Annotated in this window: 30 protein-coding genes; 18 read left to right on the top strand and 12 right to left on the bottom strand. The window is 58.8% G+C overall.

Annotated features, from left to right (window positions below; genetic code table 11):
* The first annotated feature begins 11 nt into the window (after window positions 1-11).
* The 6 genes from FHU12_RS14735 (at window position 12) to FHU12_RS14760 (ending at window position 6,941) form a co-directional block, all read left to right on the top strand.
* Window positions 12-1,235, top strand: a complete 1,224-nt coding sequence (locus tag FHU12_RS14735) for an aminotransferase class III-fold pyridoxal phosphate-dependent enzyme (RefSeq protein ID WP_141970210.1) — start codon at window positions 12-14, stop codon at window positions 1,233-1,235.
* A 113-nt stretch (window positions 1,236-1,348) separates the two neighbouring features.
* Window positions 1,349-1,891 carry an NUDIX hydrolase gene (locus tag FHU12_RS14740; protein ID WP_141970212.1) on the top strand — a complete coding sequence of 181 codons (543 nt, stop codon included), beginning with the start codon at window positions 1,349-1,351 and terminating at the stop codon, window positions 1,889-1,891.
* Window positions 1,892-2,013: 122 nt separating this feature from the next.
* Window positions 2,014-2,835, top strand: a complete 822-nt coding sequence (locus FHU12_RS14745; protein WP_185742313.1) for an inositol monophosphatase family protein — start codon at window positions 2,014-2,016, stop codon at window positions 2,833-2,835.
* A 225-nt stretch (window positions 2,836-3,060) separates the two neighbouring features.
* Entirely contained in the window at window positions 3,061-4,767 is a 1,707-nt protein-coding gene (gene dld / locus FHU12_RS14750) for a D-lactate dehydrogenase (protein WP_141970217.1), read from the top strand.
* A 219-nt stretch (window positions 4,768-4,986) separates the two neighbouring features.
* Window positions 4,987-5,412, top strand: coding sequence for a PAS domain-containing protein (locus tag FHU12_RS14755; RefSeq protein ID WP_023447580.1), 426 nt, complete (start codon window positions 4,987-4,989; stop codon window positions 5,410-5,412).
* Window positions 5,413-5,417: 5 nt separating this feature from the next.
* Complete coding sequence (locus FHU12_RS14760) at window positions 5,418-6,941, top strand: flavodoxin domain-containing protein (protein ID WP_141970219.1); 1,524 nt, start codon at window positions 5,418-5,420, stop codon at window positions 6,939-6,941.
* Between the two features lie 13 nt (window positions 6,942-6,954).
* Here FHU12_RS14760 and FHU12_RS14765 read toward each other — a convergent pair whose 3' ends face one another.
* The 3 genes from FHU12_RS14765 to FHU12_RS14775 are packed head-to-tail and all read right to left on the bottom strand — an operon-like array spanning window position 6,955 to window position 9,648.
* Window positions 6,955-7,962 carry a FecCD family ABC transporter permease gene (locus tag FHU12_RS14765; RefSeq protein WP_141970221.1) on the bottom strand — a complete coding sequence of 336 codons (1,008 nt, stop codon included), beginning with the start codon at window positions 7,960-7,962 and terminating at the stop codon, window positions 6,955-6,957.
* Window positions 7,959-8,915, bottom strand: coding sequence for an ABC transporter substrate-binding protein (locus FHU12_RS14770; protein WP_141970222.1), 957 nt, complete (start codon window positions 8,913-8,915; stop codon window positions 7,959-7,961). Before FHU12_RS14770 ends, FHU12_RS14765 begins: the two co-directional genes overlap by 4 nt.
* A 16-nt stretch (window positions 8,916-8,931) precedes the next feature.
* On the bottom strand, window positions 8,932-9,648 hold the full coding sequence (locus FHU12_RS14775) for an ABC transporter ATP-binding protein (protein ID WP_141973006.1): 717 nt from the start codon (window positions 9,646-9,648) through the stop codon (window positions 8,932-8,934).
* 64 nt (window positions 9,649-9,712) lie between these two features.
* Between FHU12_RS14775 and FHU12_RS14780 the strand changes: the two genes are divergently transcribed.
* Entirely contained in the window at window positions 9,713-10,006 is a 294-nt protein-coding gene (locus tag FHU12_RS14780) for a hypothetical protein (protein WP_141970224.1), read from the top strand.
* Window positions 10,007-10,250: 244 nt separating this feature from the next.
* Window positions 10,251-11,102: a DMT family transporter gene (locus tag FHU12_RS14785; RefSeq protein ID WP_141970226.1), complete on the top strand. Its 852-nt coding sequence runs from the start codon at window positions 10,251-10,253 to the stop codon at window positions 11,100-11,102.
* Window positions 11,103-11,159: 57 nt separating this feature from the next.
* Here FHU12_RS14785 and FHU12_RS14790 read toward each other — a convergent pair whose 3' ends face one another.
* The gene (locus tag FHU12_RS14790; protein ID WP_004939641.1) at window positions 11,160-11,750 is read right to left on the bottom strand and encodes a Yip1 family protein; all 591 of its coding nucleotides are present in this window, start codon (window positions 11,748-11,750) and stop codon (window positions 11,160-11,162) included.
* A 205-nt stretch (window positions 11,751-11,955) separates the two neighbouring features.
* Between FHU12_RS14790 and FHU12_RS14795 the strand changes: the two genes are divergently transcribed.
* The 8 genes from FHU12_RS14795 to FHU12_RS27605 all read left to right on the top strand — a co-directional run bounded on the left by FHU12_RS14795 (window position 11,956) and on the right by FHU12_RS27605 (window position 16,700).
* Window positions 11,956-12,423, top strand: coding sequence for an acyltransferase (locus tag FHU12_RS14795; RefSeq protein WP_141970228.1), 468 nt, complete (start codon window positions 11,956-11,958; stop codon window positions 12,421-12,423).
* Complete coding sequence (locus FHU12_RS14800; RefSeq protein ID WP_141970230.1) at window positions 12,423-12,965, top strand: GNAT family N-acetyltransferase; 543 nt, start codon at window positions 12,423-12,425, stop codon at window positions 12,963-12,965. The genes FHU12_RS14795 and FHU12_RS14800 overlap by 1 nt, the downstream gene beginning before the upstream one ends.
* A 104-nt stretch (window positions 12,966-13,069) precedes the next feature.
* Window positions 13,070-13,921, top strand: a complete 852-nt coding sequence (locus FHU12_RS14805) for a DUF1460 domain-containing protein (protein ID WP_141970232.1) — start codon at window positions 13,070-13,072, stop codon at window positions 13,919-13,921.
* Window positions 13,922-14,051: 130 nt separating this feature from the next.
* Window positions 14,052-14,864 carry a MetQ/NlpA family lipoprotein gene (locus FHU12_RS14810; protein ID WP_141970235.1) on the top strand — a complete coding sequence of 271 codons (813 nt, stop codon included), beginning with the start codon at window positions 14,052-14,054 and terminating at the stop codon, window positions 14,862-14,864.
* Between the two features lie 152 nt (window positions 14,865-15,016).
* Entirely contained in the window at window positions 15,017-15,466 is a 450-nt protein-coding gene (locus tag FHU12_RS14815; RefSeq protein ID WP_141970237.1) for a type II toxin-antitoxin system PemK/MazF family toxin, read from the top strand.
* Window positions 15,467-15,705: 239 nt separating this feature from the next.
* Window positions 15,706-15,861, top strand: a complete 156-nt coding sequence (locus tag FHU12_RS14820; protein ID WP_260440733.1) for a MerR family transcriptional regulator — start codon at window positions 15,706-15,708, stop codon at window positions 15,859-15,861.
* Window positions 15,862-15,973: 112 nt separating this feature from the next.
* On the top strand, window positions 15,974-16,513 hold the full coding sequence (locus tag FHU12_RS14825) for a GNAT family N-acetyltransferase (protein ID WP_141970239.1): 540 nt from the start codon (window positions 15,974-15,976) through the stop codon (window positions 16,511-16,513).
* Between the two features lie 103 nt (window positions 16,514-16,616).
* A complete protein-coding gene (locus FHU12_RS27605; protein ID WP_020825765.1) occupies window positions 16,617-16,700 on the top strand; it encodes a small membrane protein YohP in 84 nt (27 codons plus the stop codon).
* 42 nt (window positions 16,701-16,742) lie between these two features.
* Here the strand turns inward: FHU12_RS27605 and FHU12_RS14830 are convergent, their stop codons facing one another.
* From FHU12_RS14830 to FHU12_RS14850, 5 genes are all read right to left on the bottom strand, one after another.
* Window positions 16,743-17,663, bottom strand: a complete 921-nt coding sequence (locus tag FHU12_RS14830; protein ID WP_141970241.1) for a DUF808 domain-containing protein — start codon at window positions 17,661-17,663, stop codon at window positions 16,743-16,745.
* 122 nt (window positions 17,664-17,785) lie between these two features.
* Window positions 17,786-18,703 (bottom strand): AEC family transporter, encoded by a 918-nt coding sequence (locus FHU12_RS14835; RefSeq protein ID WP_025301959.1) that lies wholly within the window; start codon window positions 18,701-18,703, stop codon window positions 17,786-17,788.
* Window positions 18,704-18,714: 11 nt separating this feature from the next.
* On the bottom strand, window positions 18,715-19,719 hold the full coding sequence (locus FHU12_RS14840; RefSeq protein ID WP_025301958.1) for a TauD/TfdA family dioxygenase: 1,005 nt from the start codon (window positions 19,717-19,719) through the stop codon (window positions 18,715-18,717).
* Between the two features lie 184 nt (window positions 19,720-19,903).
* A complete protein-coding gene (locus tag FHU12_RS14845) occupies window positions 19,904-20,809 on the bottom strand; it encodes an alpha/beta fold hydrolase (RefSeq protein WP_185742314.1) in 906 nt (301 codons plus the stop codon).
* Between the two features lie 120 nt (window positions 20,810-20,929).
* Window positions 20,930-21,334: a VOC family protein gene (locus FHU12_RS14850; protein ID WP_141970245.1), complete on the bottom strand. Its 405-nt coding sequence runs from the start codon at window positions 21,332-21,334 to the stop codon at window positions 20,930-20,932.
* 76 nt (window positions 21,335-21,410) lie between these two features.
* Between FHU12_RS14850 and FHU12_RS14855 the strand changes: the two genes are divergently transcribed.
* Window positions 21,411-21,866, top strand: coding sequence for a GNAT family N-acetyltransferase (locus FHU12_RS14855; RefSeq protein WP_141970246.1), 456 nt, complete (start codon window positions 21,411-21,413; stop codon window positions 21,864-21,866).
* 34 nt (window positions 21,867-21,900) lie between these two features.
* Here the strand turns inward: FHU12_RS14855 and pbpG are convergent, their stop codons facing one another.
* The 3 genes from pbpG to FHU12_RS14870 all read right to left on the bottom strand — a co-directional run bounded on the left by pbpG (window position 21,901) and on the right by FHU12_RS14870 (window position 25,075).
* Window positions 21,901-22,830: a D-alanyl-D-alanine endopeptidase gene (pbpG, locus tag FHU12_RS14860; protein ID WP_141970248.1), complete on the bottom strand. Its 930-nt coding sequence runs from the start codon at window positions 22,828-22,830 to the stop codon at window positions 21,901-21,903.
* Window positions 22,831-22,981: 151 nt separating this feature from the next.
* Window positions 22,982-24,085, bottom strand: a complete 1,104-nt coding sequence (locus FHU12_RS14865; protein ID WP_141970250.1) for an adenosylhomocysteinase — start codon at window positions 24,083-24,085, stop codon at window positions 22,982-22,984.
* A 45-nt stretch (window positions 24,086-24,130) separates the two neighbouring features.
* Window positions 24,131-25,075, bottom strand: coding sequence for a GlxA family transcriptional regulator (locus FHU12_RS14870; RefSeq protein WP_141970252.1), 945 nt, complete (start codon window positions 25,073-25,075; stop codon window positions 24,131-24,133).
* Between the two features lie 91 nt (window positions 25,076-25,166).
* Here FHU12_RS14870 and FHU12_RS14875 point away from each other — a divergent pair, with 91 nt between their 5' ends.
* The gene (locus FHU12_RS14875; RefSeq protein ID WP_141970254.1) at window positions 25,167-25,844 is read left to right on the top strand and encodes a DJ-1/PfpI family protein; all 678 of its coding nucleotides are present in this window, start codon (window positions 25,167-25,169) and stop codon (window positions 25,842-25,844) included.
* Window positions 25,845-25,864 lie beyond the last annotated feature (20 nt).

A 25,864-nucleotide genomic window follows, 5' to 3' on the forward strand; every position in this document is an offset into this window, starting at 1 on the left:
GATTAATTAAAATGTTCTCACCATTAGTGGGCAGTGACAGACTTTTAGATACAAACGGGCATCCCATTCAATTCAGAAAGGGAAAGGGATACCGAATCGAAGATACTAACGGCAATGAGTATTTGGATTTCGTTTTAGGTATCGGGCCCGTTATATTAGGACACAGCCATCCCGATTTTAATAAAAAATTGAGTGATGCTCTCTGTTTGGGATTGTCTTTCCCTGGATTCGGTGAGGTGCACAGCCTGCTGTCCGACCTGTTTGAAAGTGTCTATGTCGGTTCTAAAGTTATCTCCTTATTTAAAACCAGCTCTGAGGCCGTAACGGCATCGTTCCGGTGCGCAATGATGGAAACCGAGCGCAAAAAGATCCTGAGGTGCGGTTTCTTGGGATGGCATGACGCCCAGCTCTATATGTCGCCGAGCTGGCATGAAGCCTTGGGCAGCGCTAAAAGAAATGATTTACGTTATGTAAAAGGCATGCGCGGCGTCACCGGTGAAGAGGCCGTTTTCAACTGGATTAATGGCGATCTGTCTGAATTGGATAAACTGCTTCAGGAACATGGAAGCGACATTGCCATATTTGCACTGGACGTGTATCAATTGGCTTTTTTCCCCGAGGAGAAGATTAAGTCTGCAATAGAGATGTGCAAGGCTTATGGCATAAAAGTACTGTTGGATGAAACGAAAACGGCGGGAAGAACCAACCCTGGCGGTTATTTGGCGAACAACCCAGATTTCGATCCTGATTATGTGGTGTTAGGTAAGGCAATAGGAAATGGCTTGCCTCTTGCTGTTCTGATCGGGAAACCTGACAGCATTGCTATCTATCGCGAAGCGCGTATCGGCGGAACGCACACCAAAGAAATCCTTTCCTCCCATGCGGCCCTTGCCGTGGCGGAAATCATGAAAGAGTGCGATGGTTATAACCTGATTTCACAGGCCGGTGGGGCTATCGTGACGACGTTGAACTCTGCCTTTAAAGAAGCTGGCGCCGATAATCTATTGATGGCTAAACCACTTTTCAATAACGCTCTTTTTGACCTGGTGTTTAGTCAAGATCTGGTCAATGACGCTATGCAGAGAGGCCGTTTGAAGAGTGAGCTTATGCGGAATGGTTTGTTGATTATGGAGGGGCACAACTCCTTTGTCAGCTTGGCCCATAGCAACCTGAATCATGACGAGCTCTTTTCCCTGGCCCATAAATCGGCAAAAAACTGGGTAGCCGCCATGTAGTTAATGATTTAATCGTTAGACATCGGTTATTTTGCCCCGTTTAAGACATCTCTTATGATGCATTTTAATGTTTTATTGGTGACATCATTTTAATTCAAAGTGAGCTTGACGTTATGAAAAATGAAATTTACAGTTTATTGGAAAACTACCAAACCAACTATGAGAAGGAGCAAGAACATAAGCTGAATATGTTGAGTATTCTGCAAAGCCGAGATGATGTATTATTTGAGACCTCTAAACTTGGGCATTTTACGGCATCCGCCTGGGTATTAAACCATGATAAGACTAAAGTATTGCTGACGCTGCATGCAAAGTTAAATCGGTGGTTCCAACTGGGCGGGCACATCGAGCGCAGCGATAAAACATTTTTAGACGCCTGCCTAAGAGAGGCGCAGGAAGAAAGCGGTATCCAGAACATAGCGGCTGACGGGGCCTTTGTGATTGATATCGACATACATCCAATACCTGAAAACCCTAAAACCGCAGCCCATCTTCATTATGATATCACCCTGTGTTTGATCGCAGATAAACACGCCGAGACAGCGCTTTCCAAAGAATCGACGAAATTGGAATGGATACCCATTAGTGAAGTCAAATCCATCACCGACGATCCTGCCGTGGTGCGCATGGCAGAAAAAACAATGCTGCTATCTTAGCCAATGGGTATATTTTGGGGCAACAGGCCCCTTTTTCGCCTTTCGCGGCGTTTTTCGAGCGTCTTTTCAAGGGCATTTTTACGGACCATACAACCACTAACTAATTGATATGGAATGGAATAGTGAACGAATTGGAATTCAGCGGTTTATTACAAAAAGTTAAAGAGATCGCCTTGTCCTCCTTCTCAATAATTGAAGGCAAAAAAAATGAAGTGACGTTTTTTGAAAAGAAGGATTTCAGCATTGTGAGTGAGGCCGATGTGGAAACAGAGGCGTATATAAGGGAGAGACTACAGGCATTAACCCCTGATATCCCCGTTTATGGCGAGGAGCTGGGCTGTGAGATTGCCGATGACTGCCAGTTATATTGGCTGATAGATCCTATAGACGGCACGACCTGGTATAAGTTAGGCATCCCGGTATATGGCTCCCTCATCGCTTTAGTCAAAGAAGGAGAGCCGGTGATGGGCACCATCGGTTTACCCGCAATCAATACTCTAGTGTATGCCGGAAAAAACGAAGGGTGCTTTATCCATACGGGTGAAAATAGTGTCAGGAGATTGTTCACTGAGGCGGATCAGACCGAAGCGACGCGGGTAGAACAAGCGACAATAACAGCATCAGGTATCCATGGCACCTCGACATGGCTTGAGAACGGCGACACGCCCTGGAATCTCATTGCCGTGCTGGAAAGTGCGAAATTATTCAAGTTCTCAGGGGACTGTATCCAGCATGTATCCGTATTCAATGGTTCATCGGATGCGGCGATTGATACGATAATGAAACCCTGGGACAGTGCGGCCATCATTATTTGTGCAAGAGAAGCCGGCTTCACCGTTATGGATCTTAATGGCAACCAGCAAGGAATATTAGCAAGCGGTAATTTGTTGACCGCCAAAAATGCACATTTGGCTAAAGAGCTTATTAAGCTGTTACAGGCTTGAGAGGCGGTTCCCCGCAGAATCCCGATTTTGCGCACGCCCTGCGGGGAACCCACCCGGGAGCGGTATCACCGCCCTCCTACGCCAAACAGGCGTTACTGATAAACAACCTGACCGCTGGCCAAAAGCAAAAACGCTTCCCCTGGAACGCCGCCATTGACATATTATTGCCATACGCCACTTCGGCACCGTAGCTAAAACAGCGGAGATGACAGGGAGACAGGCAGCATGCAGTCAGGCAATCAGGCATTTCTCAACCAGCTTAAAGACATCGTCGGCGGCCCGCAGTTGTTGACCGGCGATCGCAACACCGAGCGGTATCGCAAGGGGTTCCGCTCCGGCGAAGGCCAGGCGCTGGCGGTGGTGTTTCCCACCAGCCTGCTGCAGCTGTGGCGCATTTTGCAGGCCTGCGTGGCCGCCGACAAAATCGTCATCATGCAGGCCGCCAATACCGGCCTGACCGAAGGGTCAACCCCCAGCGGCAACGACTATGATCGCGACATCGTCATCGTCAGCACCCTGCGCCTCGACCATATTCAGGTGCTGGACAACGGCAAGCAGGTGGTCGGCTTCCCCGGCAGCACCCTGCACCACCTCGAGAAATTGCTCAAACCCTACGGCCGCGAACCGCATTCGGTGATCGGATCCTCCTGCATCGGCGCCTCGGTGATCGGCGGCGTGTGCAACAACTCCGGCGGCTCGCTGGTGAAACGCGGCCCGGCCTATACCGAAATGGCGCTGTACGCCCAGCTCGGGGAAGACGGCCAGCTGCGCCTGGTCAACCATCTGGGCATCCGGCTTGGCGACACGCCGGAAGAGATCCTCACCCGGCTGGAAAAAGGCGACTATCGCCCGACAGACGTCGAGTACGGCGAGCTGCGCGCCTCGGATAACGAGTACGCCAGCCGGGTGCGCGACGTCGATGCCGACACCCCTTCCCGCTTCAACGCCGACAAACGCCGTCTGTACGAGGCCTCCGGCTGCGCCGGCAAGCTGGCGGTGTTCGCGGTGCGGCTCGACACCTTCGAGAAAGAGGGCAAAGAGCAGGTGTTCTATATCGGCACCAACGACACCGCGGTGCTGACCGAACTGCGCCGCCACATGCTGAGCCAGTTCGAAAACCTGCCGGTGGCCGGTGAGTATATGCACCGCGATATCTTCGACATCGCCGAGGTGTACGGCAAAGACACCTTCATGATGATCGACAAGCTCGGCACCGATCAAATGCCGCGCTTCTTCACCCTGAAAGGCCGCATGGACGCCAGCCTCAACAAGCTGCCGCTGCTGCCGCACAACCTGACCGATCGGCTGATGCAGGGCCTGAGCCATCTGGCACCGAGCCACCTGCCGAAGCGCATGAAGGATTACCGCGAACGTTTCGAACATCACCTGCTGCTAAAGATGGCCGGCCCCGGCGTAGACGAGGCGCAGCGCTACCTGACCGAGTACTTCGCCCAGGCCGAGGGCGCTTTCTTCGCCTGCACGCCTGACGAAGGCAAAAAGGCCTTCCTGCACCGCTTCGCTGCCGCCGGCGCCGCCGTGCGCTACCATGCGGTGCACGCCGATAAGGTAGAGGATATTCTGGCGCTGGATATCGCCCTGCGCCGCAACGACACCGACTGGTTCGAAACCCTGCCACCGGAGATCGACAGCCAGCTGGTGCATAAGCTGTATTACGGCCACTTTATGTGCCACGTCTTCCATCAGGACTACGTGGTGAAAAAAGGCGTCGACAGCCACGCGCTGAAGGAAAAGATGCTCGAGATCCTTAACCGGCGTGGCGCCGAGTACCCGGCGGAGCATAACGTCGGCCACCTGTACCACGCCAAGGCGGATCTGCAGGCGTTCTACCGCACAGCCGATCCGACCAACAGCTTCAACCCCGGCATCGGCAAAACCAGCAAACGCAAAGGCTGGGCCGAAGACCCCCGCTAAGACCGCCCGATAGGCCCGCCGCCGCACCCGGCGCGGGCTTCCTCCTCCCAGCCTGCCTCATCGCGATCTTTCTGCGCCCTTAAAGATGCATTTTTATTGCAACTTATAAAATTCCCGATTACCATTCATCGCAAATGAGAATCAATTACAAAACTGTCATGACGGATACATGACGTCCGCCGTGGCATTCACCGCGAAGTTAATGAGAAGGAACCTACCATGAGTCAGACCCTCGATTCCGCCCAGCTGTTGGCCGCGCTGGATAAAGTGATGGTGATCTCCACCACCGATCTGCAGGGCACCATCACCTACGTCAACGATCTGTTTTGCCAGCTGACCGGTTTTTCCCGGGAAGAGCTGGTGGGCCAGCCCCACAGCATCGTGCGTCACCCTTCCGTGCCGAAAGCGGTTTATAAAGCGATGTGGGACACCATCAAGGCGGGCGGCATCTGGACCGGCATCATCCCGAACGTCGGCAAGGGCGGCGTCTTGTACGTGGTCGACACCACGGTGCAGCCGCTGTATGACGCCCAGGGCAATATCGAGGCCTATATCAGCATCCGCCGCGTGATCAACGATCTGATGACCGACTTCGAATCGGTGGAATTCGCCAAAGAACAGTTCGACAACCACTACGACAAGTAACCACCATGGCCGACCTTATCGAACGCATCCTGATTGGTTACGGTTCGGAGTCGGGCAACGCCCGGGCGCTGGCGATGCGCCTGGGTGAACAAAGCAGCCTGCAACCCTACCGCCCCGTCGTGAAAGAACTCAACGCCATCCAGCCCGCCGATGTGGGCGAGCGTGATGCCCTGCTGATCGTCTCGAGCTCATTTGGCGACGGCGAACCGCCCGCCAACGCCGAGCGTTTTTCCGACGCGCTGGCGCAATGGCCGGCTCCCTCCCGGTTGCGCTACGCCATCTTCGGTCTCGGCGACACCGCGTACCCGCATTTCTGCGGCTTCACGCAGGCGCTGGATGCGCGCCTGACGCAATACGGCGCCCGCACCATCGTCAATCGCGTCGACGCCGACGTTAACTTCGAACCGTTCTTCGCAACCTGGCTGACGACGCTGGAGAAGGTGCTGGCCGGTGATGCCCAGGCCGGCCGCGATTTGCATCTGCGCGTGACCGCCTACGGTGAAGACCATGCGTTCAGCGCCGCCCTTCTCGAACGGCGGCCGCTCAGCGCACGCACGCCGCAGGCCTGGCATCTGCGGCTCAATATCGCCGGCAGCGGCATCGTTTACCGGGCGGGAGATACCGTCTATCTGTTGCCGGAGAACGACGAAGGATTATTGACCCGGCTGGCTGACTGGCTCGGCAGGCCGGAGGCCGCCGACGCGCTGCGCCGCCGGGAGCTGCGCCAACTCAGCAAAACGACGCTGCGCGAACTGGCGCAATTGGCCGACAGCGAAGATCTCAAAGGCTTGCTCAAGATCCGCCAGCGCAAAGCCCTGGAGAGCTATCTGTACGGCGCCGATCTGCTGGACGTGCTGCACGATTTTTGCTCGTCGCAGACGGTCACGCTGGAGAATCTGTTGGCGCTGCTGCCCGTTTGCCTGCCGCGCGCCTACTCCATCGCTTCGGCAACGCGGGAAGAGAGCCTCGATCTGTGCGTGCGCGACGTACATTATGAACGCGGCGGCCGCACCCGGCGCGGCACGGCGACCGGCTGGCTGCTCAACCACCCCGGCCCTTTCCGCCTCTTCTGCCGCGCCAACCCCGGCTTTTACCTGCCGCGCGATACCACTGTGCCGGTGCTGCTTATCGGCACCGGCACCGGCATCGCGCCCTTGATAGGCTTGCTGCGCGAAATGGCCGCCCAGGGCGAACAGCGCGAAACCGTGCTGATCTTCGGCGAAAAACGGCGCGATGAAGATTTTCTGTATCACGAGGAATTGGCTGCACTGAACGCGGCGGGCGTGCTCACGCGGCTCATCACCGCCTTCTCGCGCGACGCCGCCGCCAAATACTATGTGCAGCATGCTATCGGCGATCATGCCGATGCCATCAGCGGCCTGCTGCGGCGGGGCGCGCATGTCTACCTGTGCGGCAATCGCCAGTATCTGGAACATGCCGTGGCGACGGCGCTGGAGCACGCCTGCGGGGCGGAAAACCTGTGGCAGACGCTGATTGAGCAGCAGCGCCTGCACCTGGAACTCTATTGAGACAGGGTGGCGTTCATCGTTCCGCGCGCAGCAGCAAGGAGACGATGAACGCGCCCCCGAGCCCCGCCGTAATGATGCCGATGGGCAGCTCCTGATTGGGGATCAGGCTGCGGCTGAGCATGTCGCCACCGGTCAGCAGCATCGCCCCCAGCAGACCGCACATCGGCACGGACAAGCGGTGGCGCACGCCCACCAGGCGCCGGGCCAGATAAGGCACCATCAGCCCGACAAAACCGATCACGCCCGTCAGCGAAACGAGAAACGCCGTGGACAGTGCGCAGCACAGAAAGGTCTCGGTGCGCAGGCGCGCCACGTTGACCCCCATCGAATGGGCGGTTTGCTCGCCCGCCAGCAACGCGTCCAGCGCCCGCCAACGCAGCGCCGTAAACCCGGCCAGCAGCACGAAACTCACCAACGGAATGAACAGATTATCCCAACGCGCCAACCCCAGCCCGCCCAGCGACCAGAACAACACCGAACCGGCCGCCCGCTGATCGCCGGAAAACACCAGGTAGCTGGTGAGCGCGCTGAACAAAAACGAGACCGCCAGACCGCAGACGATCAGCTGCTCGGCGCGCCTGACCCGGCTGACGCGAAACAGGATCATCACTGCCATCGCGGACAAAACGCCGCCGGCGAAAGCGGACAGCGGCAACGTCAGCGCGCCCAGCGCATCGCCAAAGCGCGTGATGACCAGCACCGCGCCGGCGGAGGCACCGGAGGAGAGCCCAAACAAAAAAGGATCGGCCAGCTCATTGCGGGTGGTGGTCTGCAGCAGCGCGCCGGTCATCGCCAGCCCGGCACCGGTCAAGGCCGCCAACAAGGCCCTGGGCACCCGCAGTTGCACAACGATAGTGTCCAGCATGCCGGAAAGGGGCGCCGAACCGAGTCCTAACGCCGCAAACGCCTGCCGCCATGACAGCGCAACGCTGCCCAGCTGCAGGCTCCAGATCATTAACCCGCACAATACCGACAGCGCCAACGGCGCGAGCAGCATAAATCGCCGGGTCGGCGAGTTCATTCAGCCTCCGGCGCGTACAGCGCCCGCGCCAGCTTTTCCACCGCGCCGATGTTGGCCGGCCCCGGCGTCAGCTCCGCATACTGCAGTTTCAGATAGCGGTGGTGCCGTACGGCAGGCGTCAATTTCATCAACGGGTGAGACTCGAGGAAGCGCCGCAGCGCATCGGCGCCTGACCCGGTCTGATAATCCAGCAGAATAATGAAGTCGGGCTCGGCCGCCGCCACCGCCTCCCAGGACGCCGTCGTCCAGCTCGCCGGCAAACCGTCCATCACGTTGCGGCCGCCCGCCGCTTCGACGATCGCCGTCGGCATAGCGTATCTGCCGCTGGTGAAAGGCTTCTCCTCCCCCGAGTCATAGACGAACACTTTAAGCGGCGGCTGGCCCGCCGGCCTGGCGGGAAGCGCAGCCAACCGGCGCTGCCAGCCCGCAACCAGCGCGGTGGCCTCTTGCTGCTTGCCGAAAATCTTGCCGAGCTTCAGCTCATCGTCATACAGCAGGTTCATATCGGCCTTTTGCGGCCGCCCGCCGGCCTGTACGCAGCTCTCGCTCAGCACCAGCGTTTTGATGCCGAACGGGGCGAGCTTCTCCGGCGTGACGTCGCCGCCGATCTTCATGCCGTAATTCCAGCCGGCGAAGAAAAAGTCCGGCTGCGCTGCCAGCAGCGTTTCCAGAGCAGGATATTTCGGCGCCAGTTCGGGAATGGCGCCCATCGCGGCCTTGAAGTCGGGCGTCAGTTTGTACCAGCCGGTGATGCCGGTCAGCCCGACAATACGATCCTGCAAATGCAGTGCAAAGGCCATCTCGGCCATGTTGATGTCGTTGATGACGGCGCGCTGCGGTGCCTGGTTGAAAGTGACCGGCGTACCGCAGCTTTCTACGGTGACGGGAAATTTTTCGGCCGCCGCCGCCCCACTGGCCAGCAGCAGGAGCAGGGGGAATACGCGTGTGTTCATGTTTCTCTCTGGTTTATCAAGCGCAATGGGGAACGTCAAAAATACGCAGCGTTTTCCCGCTAACGGGGTGCGCCACCTTAAAACTGTTCATGCCGAACACCGGCAAAATCACCGGGGTCTGCAACACCGTCTCGGGCGTACCACAGGCTACCTGGCGGCTTTCGTTGAGCACCAGGATCCGATCGGCAAACGCCTCTGCCACGGGCAGATCGTGCAGCACCGCAATCACGGCGATGTCTTTATTTTTCACTAACGACAGCAGCGCCGAGCGCCCAGGCGGATCGAGATGATTGGTCGGTTCATCCAGCAACAACAGGTCAGGAGACTGCGCCAACGCCCGAGCCAGCGCAGCGCGCTGACGCTGGCCGCCCGAGAGCCGCCCCAACGGGCGGTGCCTGAGCGGCGCCAGCCCGGTTTCCCCGATGGCCTCGTCAACGATGCGTTTTCCCGCCGCAGAGCGTTCGCCATGCGGTAAACGGCCCAACGCCACGTAGTCCTCAACCGACAGCCGCAAATCCGGCAGATCGTTTTGCGCCAGAAAGGCGATGCTTCTGGCGCGCTCCGCCGCCGGCCACTCGGACAAGGCTTGCCCTCGCCAGTAAATGCCGCCGCTGTCCGGCCGCGTTTCGCCGATCAGGGCGCGCAACAGGCTGGACTTGCCGCTGCCGTTAGGGCCGATCACCGCCAGCTTTTCACTGGAACGGAGCGCGAAATGGATGTTGTCGAGTATCAATGCCCCGCCATGGCCGGTCAGGCTAACCCTATCAACGTGGAGGATGTCGCAAACTGGATTCATCATGCATCAATTGTTATATTATAACATATCAATATATTTATCACGATTGCCCGCCTTCTGCAAAAGCGAATCGCAACGCCTTTTGCCGCGCACGCTGCGTGAACCTAGGCAGGCAACAAAAGCCGCACCCCCTGCGTCAACACTGCGCGCCTCAAGCAACATAGCACAGCCTTTTATTGATGATAATGATTTTCATTATCAATTGAACCGTTGTGATTTCCGATTGCGCATCCCGGCGAACTTGGTTATGTTTGAAGCGATTAGTTTCATTCCCGATTCTCAGGAACTCACATGACCTATCTGGCGCACAGCACCGATCCGACAGACGCGACCGTTCCGGCCGTCGTTTTGCTGTGTGCATCCTCCGCCCCACCCGCCGTTTCCTCCGTCGTTTCAGCGGTTGCCGCTTACCCGCCACGCATTGTGGTTGTGCGCTAAGCCAAACCGACTTTTTATCTCCGGCTTATTGATCTGTTGCGTTCAGGCGTAGACCGCCGCACGCGCCGGAGCCTGTAATTTTCACGACAGGTGAAATTGATATGCGATTACCTTCTCTCTGGGCCAATGCCGGCCTGGCTACGCTGTTCGTCCTGCTTTGGAGCAGCGGCGCGATCTTCTCCCGCTGGGGGCTGGAGCACGCGTCTGCCTTCGCTTTCCTGTTCTTCCGCTGCGCCATCGCGCTGGCGGTGCTGCTGGCCATCGGCCTGTGGCAACGCCAGTGCCTGCCCGCTCCCGGCACCCGCCGGCGCGTCGCGCTGATCGGCGTGCTGATGATCGGCAGCTATCAAATCTGCTATCTGCTGGCGCTGGAACAGGGTATTACGCCCGGCGTGCTGGCAACGCTGCTCGGCGTACAGCCGATCCTCACCCAGTTCATCACTGAACGGCGCTGCACCGGGCTGCGGGCGCTCGGCCTGGCGCTGGCAATGGTCGGGCTGACGCTGGTGGTGTACCAAAGCCTGATGGTGGCCCACTTCTCGCTGAGCGGCATGCTGTTCGCCTTTATCGCGCTGGGCTGCATGACCGCCGGCACCCTGCTGCAAAAAGGCATGACGCAGCCGCCGCTGGCGGTCTTGCCGCTGCAGTATGCCGTCGGGTTGCTGATGTGTACGCTGGCGCTGCCGTTTGAGCCGCTGCAGGTCGAATGGCGGCCGGCGTTCGTGCTGCCGCTGCTGTGGATGGCGGTGGTGATCTCGGTGCTGGCGACCTTCTTGCTGTATCGCCTGATCCAGCGCGGCAACCTGGTGCAGGTCACCAGCCTGTTCTATCTGATCCCGGCGGTGACCGCCCTGCTGGACTACCTGCTGCTCGGCCACGCGCTGGCGACGCTGAGCCTGCTGGGCATGGCGAGCATCGTGCTCGGCGTGATGCTGGTTTTCCGCCGCGTATAAAAGCAAAAGCCCCCGCGCCGTTCCACCGGCGCGGGGGCGACAACAACAGCCGTTAACTCAGAACAACCAGGAACCGTACCCCCACAGCAGCACCGTCACCCCAAGCAGCAGCTCGAGCAACAGAATGCCGATAGCGAAGGTCGAGCTGGAGAAGATGAACCCTTCCTTACTGTCGATATTCAGGAAGTGCGGGATCCCCAGATTCAGCAGATAGCCCGAATAGCACAGGCCGATAATGCCGACAAACAGACACAGCCAGACGACCGGATAGAGCGCCACAATCCCGCTGAGGAACATCGGGGTCGCCACGTAGCCGGCGAACACCATGCAGCGGTGCAGGCTGGGGCGCGATTCATAACGCCGCGCCATCCAGTGAATGACTTTCCCCATGGCCGCTACGCCCGCCAGCATCAGCAGGTAAAACGCCACGGCGGTATAAAGCGCGGTAAACATGTCGAGCCTGATGGCATGTCCCTCGCCGGAGAGCCAGCCCAACTGGGTGGTGCCGATAAAGGCGCAGACCACCGGGATGGCTGCCAAGAGCAACACGTGATGGGTGTATAGGTGCGAGACGCTTTCATTCTCGCTTTTGATCTGTTCGAACTCGGCGCTGGGATGCGCCAGAAGTCCCCAAACATGACTGACCATGAGACACCTCCTATCTCGCCGTAGGCCGCGATCGGCGAACGAATTTCACACCTCCGACGGACTGCTACCCGTGCGAGGATTGCGGCCACGGGGCTCTCTCCCCTGTACTAATTATAGTCTTTCGGCGAAAAAACGTGCGGAAAGCGCAACGCCGCGGCGCTTTGTCTTATACTCCCACCATAAAAACCAGGCTGCGAGGAAGGTCATGTCATCCGCAATCACCACCCGCCAGGCGGGGATCGTCGACGTCGACGCCGGGCGCAACGTTACCGTTGTCGAGCCCTGCAATCTTTACGGCTGCCGGCTCGGCGACGATGTCTTCGTCGGTCCGTTCGTCGAGATCCAGCGCTACGTCAGCATCGGCGCGCGCAGTAAAATTCAGTCGCACAGCTTTATCTGCGAATACGTCACCCTCGGCGAAGCGTGCTTTGTCGGCCACGGCGTCACCTTCGCCAACGATCTGTTCAAAGATGGCGCGCCCAACGCCGATCCGGCCAGTTGGGGGCGCACCTGCATCGGCGATCGGGTATCCATCGGCTCCGGCGCCACGATCCTGGCGGTGGAGATCTGCAGCGACGCGGTGATCGGCGCCGGGGCGGTGGTGACCCGTGACATCACCCGTAAGGGGATTTATGCCGGCAACCCGGCGCGCCTGCTGCGGGAGCTGCCGTAATGACCCCGGCCATCCGCATCGCGGCCATTGAGGCGCTGCCCGATGATTATCTGACGCGCGGCGATTTCAGCTTCACCATCGCCTGTTACGCTCTGCCACAGTTCGACAGCCCGGTCGACAGCTGGCCAACCCGCCCGGTGGCGCCATTTCGCAAACGGTATCCGCTGGCGCCGTTCGCCAACGAAGACAGCGTGACCTTCATGGCGTATCGCCAGAATGACGCCGTTGGCCATATCACGCTGAGCAAAAACTGGAACGGTTACACCCTGATCGACGAGATCGCCGTCAGCGCTCATGCGCGCCGTCAGGGCATCGCCGGGGCGCTGCTGGACTGCGCCAAACGGTGGGCGCGGCAGCAGGAAACCTCAGGTATGATGCTCGAAACGCAGAACAACAATCTGGCGGCCTGCCGCTGTTACCAGCATTACGGGTTTATCCTCGGCGGCATCGACCGTTTGCTGTACCGCGCCGAACCGGAGATCGCCGATCACGAAATCGCGCTGTTCTGGTATTTGCCGTTCAATAGCGAAATCGGTTACTGATTTATCGAACGTCATTGAGGTGATGTTTACTTTTTAACCCCTACCATCGGATGAGAACTGTTATCACTTACTCTGATAAGCCAGCGACACCCATGGAGGGCCGTATGAACAAGAACAAGGCTGTTTTACTGATGTTAGCTATCGCCATGAGCGGATGCGCCGAACGCTCTACCGCCGTCTTCCCCGCGACGCCGCCGACCGACGTCACCGTTTCGCCGCCGGGCGTGCAGCCGGAGATGGACGCCAGCACCCGCAGCAAGCTGCGTGAGATCCTCGCGCTGCGCGCCGGTTGGCCCGCCGCGCAGCCGCATGGCCGCACCGTCGATTTGATTTCGCGCGAGTTTCTCGGCACGCCGTATCTCGCCAACCGTCTGATCGGTTCGCAGAGCACGCCCGAGCAACTGGTGATCGACTTCCGCGGGCTGGATTGCTTCACCTACATCGATTATGTGGAAGCGCTCAGCACCGCCCGCAGCGAGGGCGAGTTCGTCCAGCGTCTGGTAGACATTCGCTACGTCGACGGCAACATCGCCTTCCCGCAGCGCAAACACTTCTTCACCGACTGGGCGCAGCGGCCACACAAGGTGGCTGAAGACATCACCGCACGACTCAGCCCGCATGCCGTCACCCTCGTGAAAAACCTCAACCAGAAGGCGGACGGCGGCAGCTACCTGCCCGGCTTGCCCAACGTGCAGCGCAGCGTCACCTATATTCCCAGCGACAACGTCGACGACAAGGTGCTGGCTCAGCTGCGCACCGGCGACTATATCGGCATTTACACCAACCTCGCCGGGCTGGACGTGACCCACACCGGCATCTTCGTGATGACCGATCATGGCCCGGTGCTGCGCAACGCCTCCTCGCGCAAGGCCAACATGCAGGTCGTCGACTCACCCTTTATGGATTACGTGATGGCTACGCCGGGCATCGTGGTGCTGCGTTCGCTCAGCCGATAATCCCCCGCCGCATAACGGCTATAAGCTATAGCCGTTTATGCTGAACGAGCGTTTGACTTCATCGGCGGTTCAGGCTTAGCTGTAAGAACAAAAACCAACTGATTTTATTGTTCTTTTCAGGGAGAGTTCGATGACCTTACGCTGGCGTATCACCCCTCTGGCGGCGGCCTTCGCCGCCGTATTGGCGCTTCAGGGCTGCGATCAAAAAACCGACCAAAACCATATCAAAGTCGGCGTCATCAACGGCGCGGAACAGGACGTGGCGGAAGTCGCCAGGCAGGTGGCGAAAGAGAAATACGGGCTGGACGTCGAGCTGGTCGGCTTCAGCGGTTCGCTGCTGCCGAACGACGCCACCGACAAAGGCGAACTGGACGCCAACGTGTTTCAGCACCGCCCGTTCCTCGAACAGCAAAACAAAGATCACGGCTATAAGCTGGTGGCGGTCGGCAATACCTTCGTCTTCCCGATGGCCGGCTACTCCAAAAAGATAAAATCGCTGAAAGAGCTGCCGGACGGCGCGGTGATCGCCATCCCGCTCGATCCGACCAACCTGGGGCGCGCTCTGCTGTTGCTGGAAAAAACCGGATTGATTACGCTGAAACAAGGTAAAGGGCTGCTGCCCACCGCCCTGGACATCAGCGCCAACCCGCATCATTATCAGATCATGGAGCTGGAAGGCGCGCAGCTGCCGCACGTGCTGGACGATCCAAAGGTCACCGTCGCCGTCATCAGCACCACCTACATCAACCAAACCGGCCTGTCGCCGACCAAAGACGGCATCTTCATCGAGGATAAGGACTCGCCGTACACCAACATCATCGTCACCCGCGAAGACAACAAGGACGCGCCGAACGTGCAGAACTTCATCAAGGCCTATGAGTCGGACGAAGTGGCCAAGGCCGCCGAGAAAATCTTCAACGGCGGCGCGGTGAAAGGCTGGTAAATTCGGCCACCATCAAGGCGGATTCTGCGTACGAATCCGCAATATTTCACTTTCATTCCCCGTTTCCTTACGCCACACCTTTCTCTAAAAGCAAAACGCCCGCATGCTCATTCCTTCATAACACGGATTGTTCACAACAAAGGAGTGTCTCGATGCCGATCAAATTTGCCCCCAAGGTCGGGGAAATTCTCGAGTGCAACTATGGCAACTATCCCCTCTCAGTCTGCCAACCGCATGAAGCCGGCTTTTATGATGGCCACATTCCACCAGAAATGGTGAAGAACCGTTTAGTTGTTGTGTTAAACGGCAAAATTAACGGCAACGCCTGCATTATCGTACCGCTGTCGACCACCAGAGATTCGAACAAGATCGAACGGGGATGGCACATCGAAATTACGCGTGAACTCATCGAAGATATGAGATTCTTTCATCCGCAAACGCGCTGGGCAAAGGGCGATCTGGTGCAGCAAGTCAGCCGCCAACGACTGAACAGAGCCCGTAAAGAGAGAGGCTTTCTTACCCAGTGTCTGTCGCGCGAGCTTGTTGCTGACATACAACGCGCCGTCATTAAGTCGATCAATGCCAAAAATATGCTGTTCTGACCAGTACGCTGTTGTTGACAAAACAGACAAATCAGGTGAAATTGTCGCCGTAGCCGATAAAGGCCCTTATGCTATACCCTCCCTTTCAGGGACCTGCGAAGCCCAGCCATCCAGCTGGGCTTTTGCCTCTCTGGCGCCCACCGATTTTTAAAACGTCATCCTTTCTTCCCGCTCTTGTCCCTTACCTGGCGTCAGGCTTTAGTCTCCCGTCATGCACAAGGGAGGAGCTAGATCGGTTATTGAAAGTCGGCGAACTGGCGCGCCGGATGAGCGTTTCACTGGCGGAAGTCGGGGCAATTCTGGCGCGTTCAGGGCCGGCGCTTCCGGCGGTGATTGAGCAGCAGATCGCCATGTTGGACCAGCAGTTGGCACAGATCGCCGCATTGTGCGGCTGACAACCCCATAGATTTTTCTTATCTCACCATAAGAAAACCCGATTTATCCCGGCGGCAAGCGGCGCGCATAATGGCGTTTATCCGCTGATTTCCAAGGTAAACAGGCATTACCATGACGCTCTCCGCTCCCGTACTCAGCCTCCTCGATGCCACGCCGGACGATATGGCCGCCGTGCTGCAAATTTACACCCACCACGTGCTGTATGGCGCAGCCTCGTTTGAAGAACAGCCGCCGACCTTAGCGGAAATGCAGCTGCGGCTGAGCAAGGTGCAAGAAGCCGGGCTACCTTGGCTGGTGGCGAAAAGCGAAGGCCGTATTATGGGCTACTGCTATGCCACGCCGTATCGCCCCCGGCCGGCCTATCGCTTTACCGTGGAAGACTCGGTGTATATCGCCGAAGGGCAGCAGGGGAAAGGCGTCGGCAAGGCGCTGCTGAGCGCGCTGATCGCCCGCTGCGAGCAAGGACCCTGGCGCCAGATGCTGGCGATCGTCGGCGATTCCGCCGCCAACCGCGGCTCGCTGGCGCTGCACCAGTCGCTCGGCTTTACCAGCGTCGGAACGTTAAAGGCCGTGGGATTCAAACTGGGGGAATGGCGCGATACCCACATCATGCAGCGTGTGCTGGGCGCGGGTGACAATCAGCGCCCGTGAATGATTGACGACGCACGATAGAGAGTTAGCGTCTATAGTGAAGAGGGATTTCATTGAGTTAGCGCCAGTTGCTCACCACATTTAACGGGTAAGGGAGAATCAAATGAAAATTATTCTGTGGATTGTCGCCATCATCTTCATCGTGGGTTTGTTGACGATTACCGGCGTTTTCAAACTGATTTTTTAAAACGTCTACACCGTCCCGCCCCTTCCGGGGCGAGACTTTTCATCATGCCTTGAAACGCGCGCGTACCGCACCCAGCGCCGACACCACCGCCAGCACCACGCCGCCGGCCACCAGCCCGAACGCCACGTTCAGCAGTGCCGGAACCACACCTTGCAAAAGATGGCCAAACGTCGGCACCACGCTGGTGTACGAGGCCCAGTCTTCGAACAGATGATGCACCGGCGGCAGGCCGTGGGTCAGGATGCCGCCGCCGACCATAAACATGGCGACGGTGCCGACGATCGACAGCGTTTTCATCAGATAAGGCGCGGCGCGCACGATACTGCCACCGATGGCGCGCGCCAACGCGCTGCCTTTGCGGCTCAGATACAGCCCCAGATCGTCCAGCCTGACGATGCCGGCGACGATGCCGTACACGCCGAGCGTCATCACGACGGCGATGCCGCACAAGACGATCACCTGCTGGCTGAAGGTGGCGCCGGCGACCGTGCCCAAGGTGATGGCGATAATCTCGGCGGAGAGCACGAAGTCGGTGCGTATTGCGCCTTTCACCTTGCGCTTCTCATAGGCCGCGGCGTCCTCATTGGCGCTGGGCCCGTCCGATTTTTCCTCCTGCGCCGCCTTGCCGTGGCTCAGGCTGTGAAACACCTTTTCGAACCCTTCGTAACACAGGTAGGCGCCGCCCACCATCAGCAGCGGCGTAATCGCCCAGGGTGCAAAGGCGCTGATCAGCAGCGCCAGCGGCACCAGGATTGCCTTGTTGATCAACGAACCTTTGGCGACGCTCCACACCACCGGCAGTTCGCGATCGGCTTTAACGCCGGTGACCTGCTGCGCGTTGAGCGCCAGATCGTCCCCCAGCACCCCGGCGGTTTTTTTTGCCGCCATCTTGCTCATTAACGAGACGTCGTCCAACAACGAGGCGATGTCGTCGATGAGGGTAAGTAAGCTACTTCCTGCCAAAATGATTCATCCTTTTCATATTCACGGGCCATTCTATTTTTAGCATAGCGGTAAAGCGTCATGAAAGGATATGAGAGGATTGCAGAAAACGCCGGGCGGGCGAATGCCGCCCGGCACCGACGTTAGAGCGCTACGCTGCCCAGGATGAACGTCACGGTGATAACCGACAGCAGCGTCGTCCAGGTGATGATGGAGGCCATCGCTTCATGATCGCCCCCCATTTGCCGCGCAAGAATATAGGCGTTGCCGGCGCAAGGCACGGCGGAATAGAGAATGGCGATGCTGGCCGGCACGCCGGTCGCGCCGAAATAGTGCACCAGCGCAATGGTAATCAGCGGCATGGCTACCAATTTCAGCACGGTCGCATAAGAGATGGAAACCAGCTTGCGGATATGCATGCTGACGATCAACCCTGCGCCGACCGACATCAGGCTCAGTGGCGTGGCGGCGTTGGAGAGATAAACGAACAGCTGTTTAAGCGCACCGGTAATGTGCAGGTTACACAGGTTCATCAGCACCCCGAACAACGCGCCGATGATCAGCGGGTTTTTCGTCAGCGCCAGCAGCGCGCCGCTTAGGCTTTTCTTGCTGCCGGTGCCGTAGTGGTTCATCACCAACACGCTCATGATGTTGGTCAGAATGATCATGTACGCCACGAAGAAACCGGACAGCGCCACCCCCTCGCTGCCGAACAGCGATTGCGACAGCGCGATGAATACATAAGAGTTGTATCTGACTCCGCCCTGAAAAATAGAGGTAAACAGATCGGCCGACGTATTGAAAAACAGTTTGCCAACGAAAATAATCAACGCGATGGCCAGCGTGGAAACTATGGTCGCCACAACGGGATAGAAGCTGTCCGCGCCGCTAAAATCCGCCTCGCTGATATCCAATATCAACAGCGCCGGAAAAAACAGGTAATAAACGAATTTGTCTGAGAAGCCCCAAAATACGGCAACGTCTTTAACATAGAGTTTTGACAAATAGCCCAGTACGATTAACAAAAAAATCGGCAATATAGAAAGAAAAACGTTCAGCATGAATAATAACCTTAAATCGAGAAAATACGCTCTTCAACCTGATTGAGGTTGCGATGATTCCACAAGCTTGCCGAAATGAAGACGCGTTGCACCCAGCGTAACGGCGTATCTCTTTCATCGAAAGAGGGTGTGAATTTATCGCGTGAATGCAGCGCAAAGCGGTTATCGATATACACCAAATCGCCCGGGCAAATATCGATGCCGATGGCGTTTTCTTTCACCAGCCCGTAGAAACGCTCGAGCGCGGCTTCCGCTCGCGGCGTGCTGGCCGCAATCATGCCGGGATAGAAAACGGCGCTCACATCCGGCAGAACATGGTTTTGCGAAATCAGCGGCACCAGCGCGGTTTCTTCGCGCCCGGCCTGCGTGGACTGACGCCAACGGTATGGCAGCTTGATGCTGTACAGTGGGCTGGCCAGCGTTTCGACGTCCTCGCGGCTCAGTTGAGCGATAGCCAAACGCGAATCGGAGATGCGCGTCATCGGGCTGTGCGGATCGCGGCGCACGCCGGCCAACAGCAATCCCATTGGCGAAACGTTGAACTGTTCCAGGTGTTTCAGGGCCGCATTTTCAATATGGAAGTCCAGTTCAACATCGAACCCCAGACCGGTATATTCTTTTTTGGCTTCGCGTTTGGGGATCAGATTATTGATCAGTTCCTTCCCTTCGAAATACATCGAATAGGGTTCACCAATTAACGAAGAGATGCCGACCAACAGGTTTTCACTGATATTCCCTGACTTGGCCGAAGGCGTATATTGGTTCGGGCAAGGGGAAAAGAACACTTCTTTATCCACCGGCACATTTTTTAAAATAAGATAAGGCCGTGGTTTGATTGACGCCTTTTGCTGGCTTAATGCGGCGCTTAATCTGTGGGGCAAGTGGGTGATCATGGCCGATCGTATGGCGTGAATATACGCATCACCACCGGCGGGATCGTAAGCAATTTTATCTAATGCCGAAAATAACTCGTTTCGTTCCTGATCCGTCAACTGAAAGACGTTTTGGTAATCCATCCTGAGCATTCCTTGACAATAAGAATATCATTAGCAAGCCTAATGAAAGCGGCAGGATGTTAACATTATGCAATCAAATTCATAAAGATTTATTAACTAATTTCGTGATCTTAATCACCACTCCTCCGTCCAGTTAACAGTGGCAAAGAAGTGATTAATAAACAAACAGATACACGGGAGCGTCTCAATCGGATGCGATAGCGAAAACGCGCGAGAGATAACGCAGGACATGACCGTGGGCCTCAAAAACGCACGATAAATGCGTACTGCCCTCAAGCAAACCAAAGGCAACATGTGCACTGCCGTGCTGTTCGACGAAACGCTGCAAGGATTGCGCGCTGAACAACTCATCCTGCGCTGCCGCCAGCAGCAAGGTCGGCAATCGCAGCGCCGCCAGTTGCTTTGCCGGGGTGCGTGGCGTCAACGCGTTAGCCATATTGACGCTATATTGGCAGACAAAATCGGGGGCGGTAGCCAGCACGGCCGGGGGAAAATTCAGGCTGACCGCCCGGGATTGCCCAAACCACCGCCCGCCGCTCAGCGCATTGGCCACAAAGGGCCATTGACGCACCTGAGCAAAACGAGCGGCCGCCGGCAGATCGCGGGCCATCCCGGAAAATGGCCCCAGCTCCGGCGCCAGCAGGATCAGGCTGTCCGCCTGCTGCTCGCAAGGATAGCGGGTCAGATAGTTGAGCAACATCCCGGCGCCGCTGGAATGGCCAAGCAGGTGCCTGCGCGCCAACGGAAAACGGTGGCGCATTTCCGCCAGAATGGCATCGACATCGCGCCAAATCCGCTCAGGCCGCTCAACCGTCCCCCGCTCTCCCGTGGAATCGCCATGTCCGCGGATATCGACCAGGCACACCGCGAGCATTGGCTCGGCAGCCAGCTGGCGCGCAAGAATGTCATACCCGGCGGCGCTGTTAACCCCGCCGCCGTGATAGACCAGGATCACGTCTTCACTCTCGGCAGTTTGCCGATACAGACGATAGCTCAACCCCTCGACGCGACCGGACGACATGTCCACATGCCCGCCCGGCCACTCACCGTAAGACTTCGCTTGCTCAACATAGCGGTCAAAATCAATCAAAGCGCACCTTTCCATGAATGTTGTCGGTATTTCCTACGGCAAAGCTCCTCGCCAAAGTGGTGATAACAATATGAAATAACAGCAGTAATTACCATTCCTTTTGCACGTTCTCCCTTAGCGTCAGGGCAGATCGCCCGCCGGCACATTGAGCTGCCAGGAGAGCCCAAAGCGATCGTTGAGCCAGCCGAAACGGGCGCTGAAGCCGTAGTCGTCGAGCGGCATCAGCACCTTGCCGCCCTCCGCCAGGCGGTGGAACGCCTGCTCCAGCGCCTGTTCGTTAGGCAGGTTGATGAACAGCGACACCGCCGGAGTGAAGCTGAAATCATGGCTGATTGGGCTGTCGATAAACACCAGGTTCTGCCGGTCAAAATCGATGGTGGCATGCTTGATCAACCGCCGGCCGTCCGGCGTCGGGTCGTAATGCTGCACCTGCATGAGCCGAAAACGCTCAAACACCTGGCTGTAGAGGTCGATCGCCTGCTGCGCCTCCCCCTGGAACATGACAAAGGTCGAAACCTGACTCATAACATCCTCTCCGGCAATCGTTGTGGTATTAATGGAGGATAGCGGATTACCGTTGAAGCGGCGGAAAGGAGCAACCATGAGCATCATTCATCGCCTGGCGCAGCAGGACGATCTCAACGGCCTGCTGGCTCTCTATCGCGAGCTGCGCCCACAGGATGCGCCGCTGCGCACCGACGACGCGCGCCGCGCCCTGCAACGCCTGCTGGACGATTCGGCGATCCGTCTGGTGGTGGCAGCGGATGAGGAACAGCCGATCGCCACCTGCATGCTGGCGCTGATCCCGGGGCTGGCGCACCAGGCGCAGCCGTTCGGCGTCATCGAACACGTGGTGACGGCAGAGCCCTATCGCGGCCACGGCGTGGCGCTCGCGATGATCGAATACGCGCTGCAGCTGGCCTGGCGCAAGGGCTGTTACAAGGTGATGCTGCTGTCGGGGCAGCAACGCACCGGCGCGCACCAGCTTTATCTCAAAGCGGGTTTCGACGGCGATCGCGAGCGGGGGTTTGTCATCAGGCGGCCCGAGGGCCGATAGCGGCCTGCTGCAAATGAGCAGGCCGTCAGGCGGGTCATTCGGTGGCGTTTTTCGCCAGGCTGGCGTCTTTTTGGCGACGATAGTCGCGGGCGGCGGCCGGGATCGGCGTCACCTTGCCGGTTTCAATCCAGCTGCGCAGACGGTTGGCGTCGGCGAAGTGGGTATACTTGCCGAAGGCGTCCAGCACCACCAGCGACACCGAGCGGTTACCGATCATGGTGCGCATCGCCAGGCAGTGGCCCGCCTGATTGGTGAAGCCGGTTTTGGTCAGCTGAATGTTCCATTTCGGGTTGTACACCAGGTGGTTGGTGTTGCGGAACGGCAGCGTGTAGTTCGGGTCTTTGAAGCTGGCCATGCGCTCGGTGGTGGTGCTGAGCTGGCCGATCAACGGGTATTGCTTGGTGGCGATCAGCAGCTTGGTCAGATCGCGCGCCGTCGACACGTTATGAATAGAGAGCCCGGTCGGTTCCACATAATGGGTATTGGTCATGCCCAGCGCCTTGGCCTTAGCGTTCATCGCTTTGATGAAGGCGTTGTAACCCCCCGGATAGTGGTGCGCCAGGCTGGCGGCGGCGCGGTTTTCCGACGACATCAGCGCGAGCAGCAGCATATCCTTACGGCTGATTTCGCTGTTCAGCCGCACCCGCGAATACACCCCTTTCATCTCCGGCGTCTGGTGAATATCCACCGCCAGCATCTCGTCGAGCGGCAGGTGCGCGTCCAGCGTGACCATCGCGGTCATCAGCTTGGTGATCGAGGCGATCGGCACCACCTCATCCGGGTTGCGCGCGTACATCACCTTATGGGTTTGCATATCGACGACCATCGCGCTGCCGGAGGCCAGCTCCGGCTGGGTGGCGTGCACGGCGGCGGCGTTGTCGCTGGCCAGCGCGCGTGGCGCAAAGCCTGCGCCCGCCTGCAAAGCGAGCAGAGTCAGAACCAAAACACGTATTTTCACAGGCATTACTCTGAAATGGGGGCTTGAATTCAGCGAATTATATGTGAGGGTTCAGCGCTTGGCACTGGGATTGTATGGCGGATTTGTGACAAATTCTGTCGGCCGAAAAACGACGCAGCCCGCGGGCGCTCTGGGATGAACGCCCGCGTCGAAAAAGTTACAGCGCCGGCTGCCAGGCCGACTGCGGCAGCAGGTACAGCCCCGGCGTTTGCCGCGCCCCGGCACCGACGATATGGCCGATGCCGGCCGCCATTACCGCCAGCGTCACGTCGAAGGCGTTGAGGCTGTCGCCATAGCCGGCGGTCAGGTTGAACATCGAGCCGTTGGCCAGCAAATAGACCGTCTTTTCATTCAGTTGGTAAGCGTTCACATAAGGCATTGGCTCGTGGTGCGGCAAGCCCTTGAGGAAGCCGACGTCGATCTCTTCCGCCACGTGGCCGACGTTGAGGATAAACACGCCGTCCTGCGCCAGTTGCAGATGCTGCGCCGAGAGCACGTTTTTCGCGCCGGTCGCGGTGGCGATCACGTCCGCCTGCGCGACGGCGCTCGCCAGATCCACCACCTGCCAGCCGTCATAACGCGCCTGCAGCGCACGCGCCGGATCGATTTCCGCCACCATCACCTGGCCGCCGTACGCCCTGGCCGCCGCCGCCGTCCCCTGCCCAACCAGGCCGTAGCCGATCACCAGCACGCGCTTTTCGTGCAGCGTCAAATGGGTGGTCTGGAAGAAAGTGTGCCAGGCGGTCAGCCCAACCATATGCCGATTGTGCAACCCCTCTTTCACCGGTAGATCGTCCCAGTTGAAGATCGGGTAGCGCGGCGCCACGCCGTTTAACCGGCTGATGCCCGATCCGGTGGCCTCCAACCCGGCGACGATCTGTGGGCCGCTCGGCGACTGGTGCAGACGGGTGGTCAGATCCGCCCCCATTTCGCACAGATGAGTCGGCTGCCAGGCCAGCGCGCGATCGAAAGATTCCGACCATTCGCCGACGCTCATGTCACGCCAGGCGTAAGCCTGCGCGCCGCGCCGTTCCAGCCAGGCCACTACGTCGTTCTGTACCGTGGTGGGATTACAGGTGGTCAGGAAGATCGCCGCGCCCTTGTCCAGCAGGCCGGCCACCAGCGGCGCCATTTTCAGATCCAGGTGCATATTGCACGCCAGCCGCACCCCATGCAGCTCCGGCAACGCTGCCACCGCCGCCCGGGTGCGCGGCATATGGCGCGTCGCCCAGCTCAATTCGCTCTCAAAATCCTGATACATCCGTTGCTCCTCTGGTGTGCCCCGCCGCCAGGCGTGGCAAAAAAATTATCCCGCGCGGCCGAGCCGGCGGATCGCCTGCGGCGACAGGCCAAATACGCGGATAAACGCCCGCCTCATGCGCTCCGGATCGCTGAACCCCACCAAGCGGGCGATCGCCTCCAGCGGCTCGGCGCTCTCTTCGATGCGCACCCTGGCCGCCTCCACCCGCAGCTGCTCGATGACCTTGGCCGGCGTCTGCCCGGTTTCGGCGCGGAACAGCCGACCGAACTGCCGCTCGCTCAGGCAGGCGGCGTCGGCCAGATCCGCCACCGACAGCGGCAGGTGCAAGTGTTCGCGCGCGTACGACAGCGCGGCGCGCATGCGATCCGACGACGGATTCAACGCCAGCAGCAGCGAGTATTGCGACTGCCCACCGGGTCGCCGGTGGTAGACCACCAGCTGCCGCGCCACGCCCGCCGCCATCGTGGCGCCCAGATCGTCCTCGATCAGCGCCAACGCCAGATCGATACCGGCGCTGATGCCGGCTGACGTCCAGATATCGCCGTCACGAATGAAAATGCGGTTGCTGTCGACGCGGATACGCGGATAGCTCTGCTGCAATCGCGCCGCGTGATACCAGTGGGTGGTGGCGCGCCTGCCGTCCAGTAAACCGCAGGCCGCCAGAATAAACGCGCCGGTGCACACGCTGGCGATGCGCCGCGCGCGCCGGCTGTGGGTCGTCAGGAACGCCACCAGCGCCGGCGATTGCGCCGCCATCACGTTGCCGCTGCCGCCGGCCACCACCAGCGTATCGAAACGCTCGTCGCCGCACGGCTGCGTGGCGATCTCCACCCCGGCCGAGCTGGCGACCATCCCGCCCTGCGGCGAAATCGCCACGCAGCGGTAAGCCGGCGGATCGGTAAACTGGCTGACGTTATCGAACGCCGCCAGCGGGCCGGCAAAGTCCAGCAGGTTAAAACCGGGAAAAACCACAAAACCGATCGTTTTCATGATGGCGCTTTTTGAGGGTTATCTGTCATATCAGCCAAAAACAGGGCGGCTATTATGGCCCAGGTCCAACGATAAAAATGAGGCGAATGTCATGTCTGAACCACTCGTGATTGTATTTCCCATCTATCAAGGCGTCACCCAGCTCGACTTCACCGGCCCGCTGCAGTTTCTGCGCCACATGCCGGGCGCGGAAATCATCGTCGCTTCAGTAGACGGCGCGGATGTCGAATCGGAAGGCTTGCACTTCACCCAACTGCGCCCGCTGCCGGAGATCGCGCGCTGCGACGTGCTGTGCGTGCCGGGCGGCAGCGGCTGCACCCAGGCGCTGCAAGATGAGGCTTTTATGCAGCAGATCCGTCGGCTGGGTGCCGATGCCCGCTACCTGACTTCGGTGTGCACCGGTTCGCTGATCCTGGCCGCCGCCGGGCTATTGCAGGGTAAACGCGCCGCCTGCCACTGGTCGATGCGCGACAGCCTGAAGCTGTTCGGCGCCGTGCCAAGCTCAGCACGCGTGGAGCGCGACGGCAACGTGATCAGCGGCGGCGGCGTCACCGCCGGCATCGACTTTGCGCTGGCGCTGATCGCCGAACTGCACGGCGAAGACACAGCCCAGACGATCCAGCTTTATCTGGAATACGCCCCGGCTCCGCCGTTCACGGGCGGCACGCCGGAACTGGCCCCGCCGCACATTTACGCCAAGGTACAGGCACAAATGGCGGAAAGCCTGGCGCGGCGCAGAGCGCTGGTGGCCCAGATCGCCCAAGGCTAGCGATCGGGCGTATACTTGCC

Source organism: Serratia marcescens (assembly GCF_006715005.1).
Taxonomy (GTDB): Bacteria; Pseudomonadota; Gammaproteobacteria; order Enterobacterales; family Enterobacteriaceae; genus Serratia; species Serratia montpellierensis.

What these genes read in the sequence shown, in the direction of transcription:
- FHU12_RS14825 (WP_141970239.1), top strand. Translation starts at nt 15,974, where the DNA reads ATGACGCTCTCCGCTCCCGTACTCAGCCTCCTCGATGCCACGCCGGAC.
- FHU12_RS14805 (WP_141970232.1), top strand. Translation starts at nt 13,070, where the DNA reads ATGAACAAGAACAAGGCTGTTTTACTGATGTTAGCTATCGCCATGAGC.
- FHU12_RS14770 (WP_141970222.1), bottom strand. Translation starts at nt 8,915, where the DNA reads ATGAACACACGCGTATTCCCCCTGCTCCTGCTGCTGGCCAGTGGGGCG.
- dld (WP_141970217.1), top strand. Translation starts at nt 3,061, where the DNA reads ATGCAGTCAGGCAATCAGGCATTTCTCAACCAGCTTAAAGACATCGTC.
- FHU12_RS27605 (WP_020825765.1), top strand. Translation starts at nt 16,617, where the DNA reads ATGAAAATTATTCTGTGGATTGTCGCCATCATCTTCATCGTGGGTTTG.
- FHU12_RS14765 (WP_141970221.1), bottom strand. Translation starts at nt 7,962, where the DNA reads ATGAACTCGCCGACCCGGCGATTTATGCTGCTCGCGCCGTTGGCGCTG.
- FHU12_RS14840 (WP_025301958.1), bottom strand. Translation starts at nt 19,719, where the DNA reads ATGGATTACCAAAACGTCTTTCAGTTGACGGATCAGGAACGAAACGAG.
- FHU12_RS14780 (WP_141970224.1), top strand. Translation starts at nt 9,713, where the DNA reads ATGCATCAATTGTTATATTATAACATATCAATATATTTATCACGATTG.
- FHU12_RS14815 (WP_141970237.1), top strand. Translation starts at nt 15,017, where the DNA reads ATGCCGATCAAATTTGCCCCCAAGGTCGGGGAAATTCTCGAGTGCAAC.
- FHU12_RS14850 (WP_141970245.1), bottom strand. Translation starts at nt 21,334, where the DNA reads ATGAGTCAGGTTTCGACCTTTGTCATGTTCCAGGGGGAGGCGCAGCAG.
- FHU12_RS14865 (WP_141970250.1), bottom strand. Translation starts at nt 24,085, where the DNA reads ATGTATCAGGATTTTGAGAGCGAATTGAGCTGGGCGACGCGCCATATG.
- FHU12_RS14835 (WP_025301959.1), bottom strand. Translation starts at nt 18,703, where the DNA reads ATGCTGAACGTTTTTCTTTCTATATTGCCGATTTTTTTGTTAATCGTA.
- FHU12_RS14855 (WP_141970246.1), top strand. Translation starts at nt 21,411, where the DNA reads ATGAGCATCATTCATCGCCTGGCGCAGCAGGACGATCTCAACGGCCTG.
- FHU12_RS14800 (WP_141970230.1), top strand. Translation starts at nt 12,423, where the DNA reads ATGACCCCGGCCATCCGCATCGCGGCCATTGAGGCGCTGCCCGATGAT.
- FHU12_RS14790 (WP_004939641.1), bottom strand. Translation starts at nt 11,750, where the DNA reads ATGGTCAGTCATGTTTGGGGACTTCTGGCGCATCCCAGCGCCGAGTTC.
- FHU12_RS14795 (WP_141970228.1), top strand. Translation starts at nt 11,956, where the DNA reads ATGTCATCCGCAATCACCACCCGCCAGGCGGGGATCGTCGACGTCGAC.
- FHU12_RS14810 (WP_141970235.1), top strand. Translation starts at nt 14,052, where the DNA reads ATGACCTTACGCTGGCGTATCACCCCTCTGGCGGCGGCCTTCGCCGCC.
- pbpG (WP_141970248.1), bottom strand. Translation starts at nt 22,830, where the DNA reads ATGCCTGTGAAAATACGTGTTTTGGTTCTGACTCTGCTCGCTTTGCAG.
- FHU12_RS14755 (WP_023447580.1), top strand. Translation starts at nt 4,987, where the DNA reads ATGAGTCAGACCCTCGATTCCGCCCAGCTGTTGGCCGCGCTGGATAAA.
- FHU12_RS14870 (WP_141970252.1), bottom strand. Translation starts at nt 25,075, where the DNA reads ATGAAAACGATCGGTTTTGTGGTTTTTCCCGGTTTTAACCTGCTGGAC.
- FHU12_RS14785 (WP_141970226.1), top strand. Translation starts at nt 10,251, where the DNA reads ATGCGATTACCTTCTCTCTGGGCCAATGCCGGCCTGGCTACGCTGTTC.
- FHU12_RS14875 (WP_141970254.1), top strand. Translation starts at nt 25,167, where the DNA reads ATGTCTGAACCACTCGTGATTGTATTTCCCATCTATCAAGGCGTCACC.
- FHU12_RS14735 (WP_141970210.1), top strand. Translation starts at nt 12, where the DNA reads ATGTTCTCACCATTAGTGGGCAGTGACAGACTTTTAGATACAAACGGG.
- FHU12_RS14740 (WP_141970212.1), top strand. Translation starts at nt 1,349, where the DNA reads ATGAAAAATGAAATTTACAGTTTATTGGAAAACTACCAAACCAACTAT.
- FHU12_RS14760 (WP_141970219.1), top strand. Translation starts at nt 5,418, where the DNA reads ATGGCCGACCTTATCGAACGCATCCTGATTGGTTACGGTTCGGAGTCG.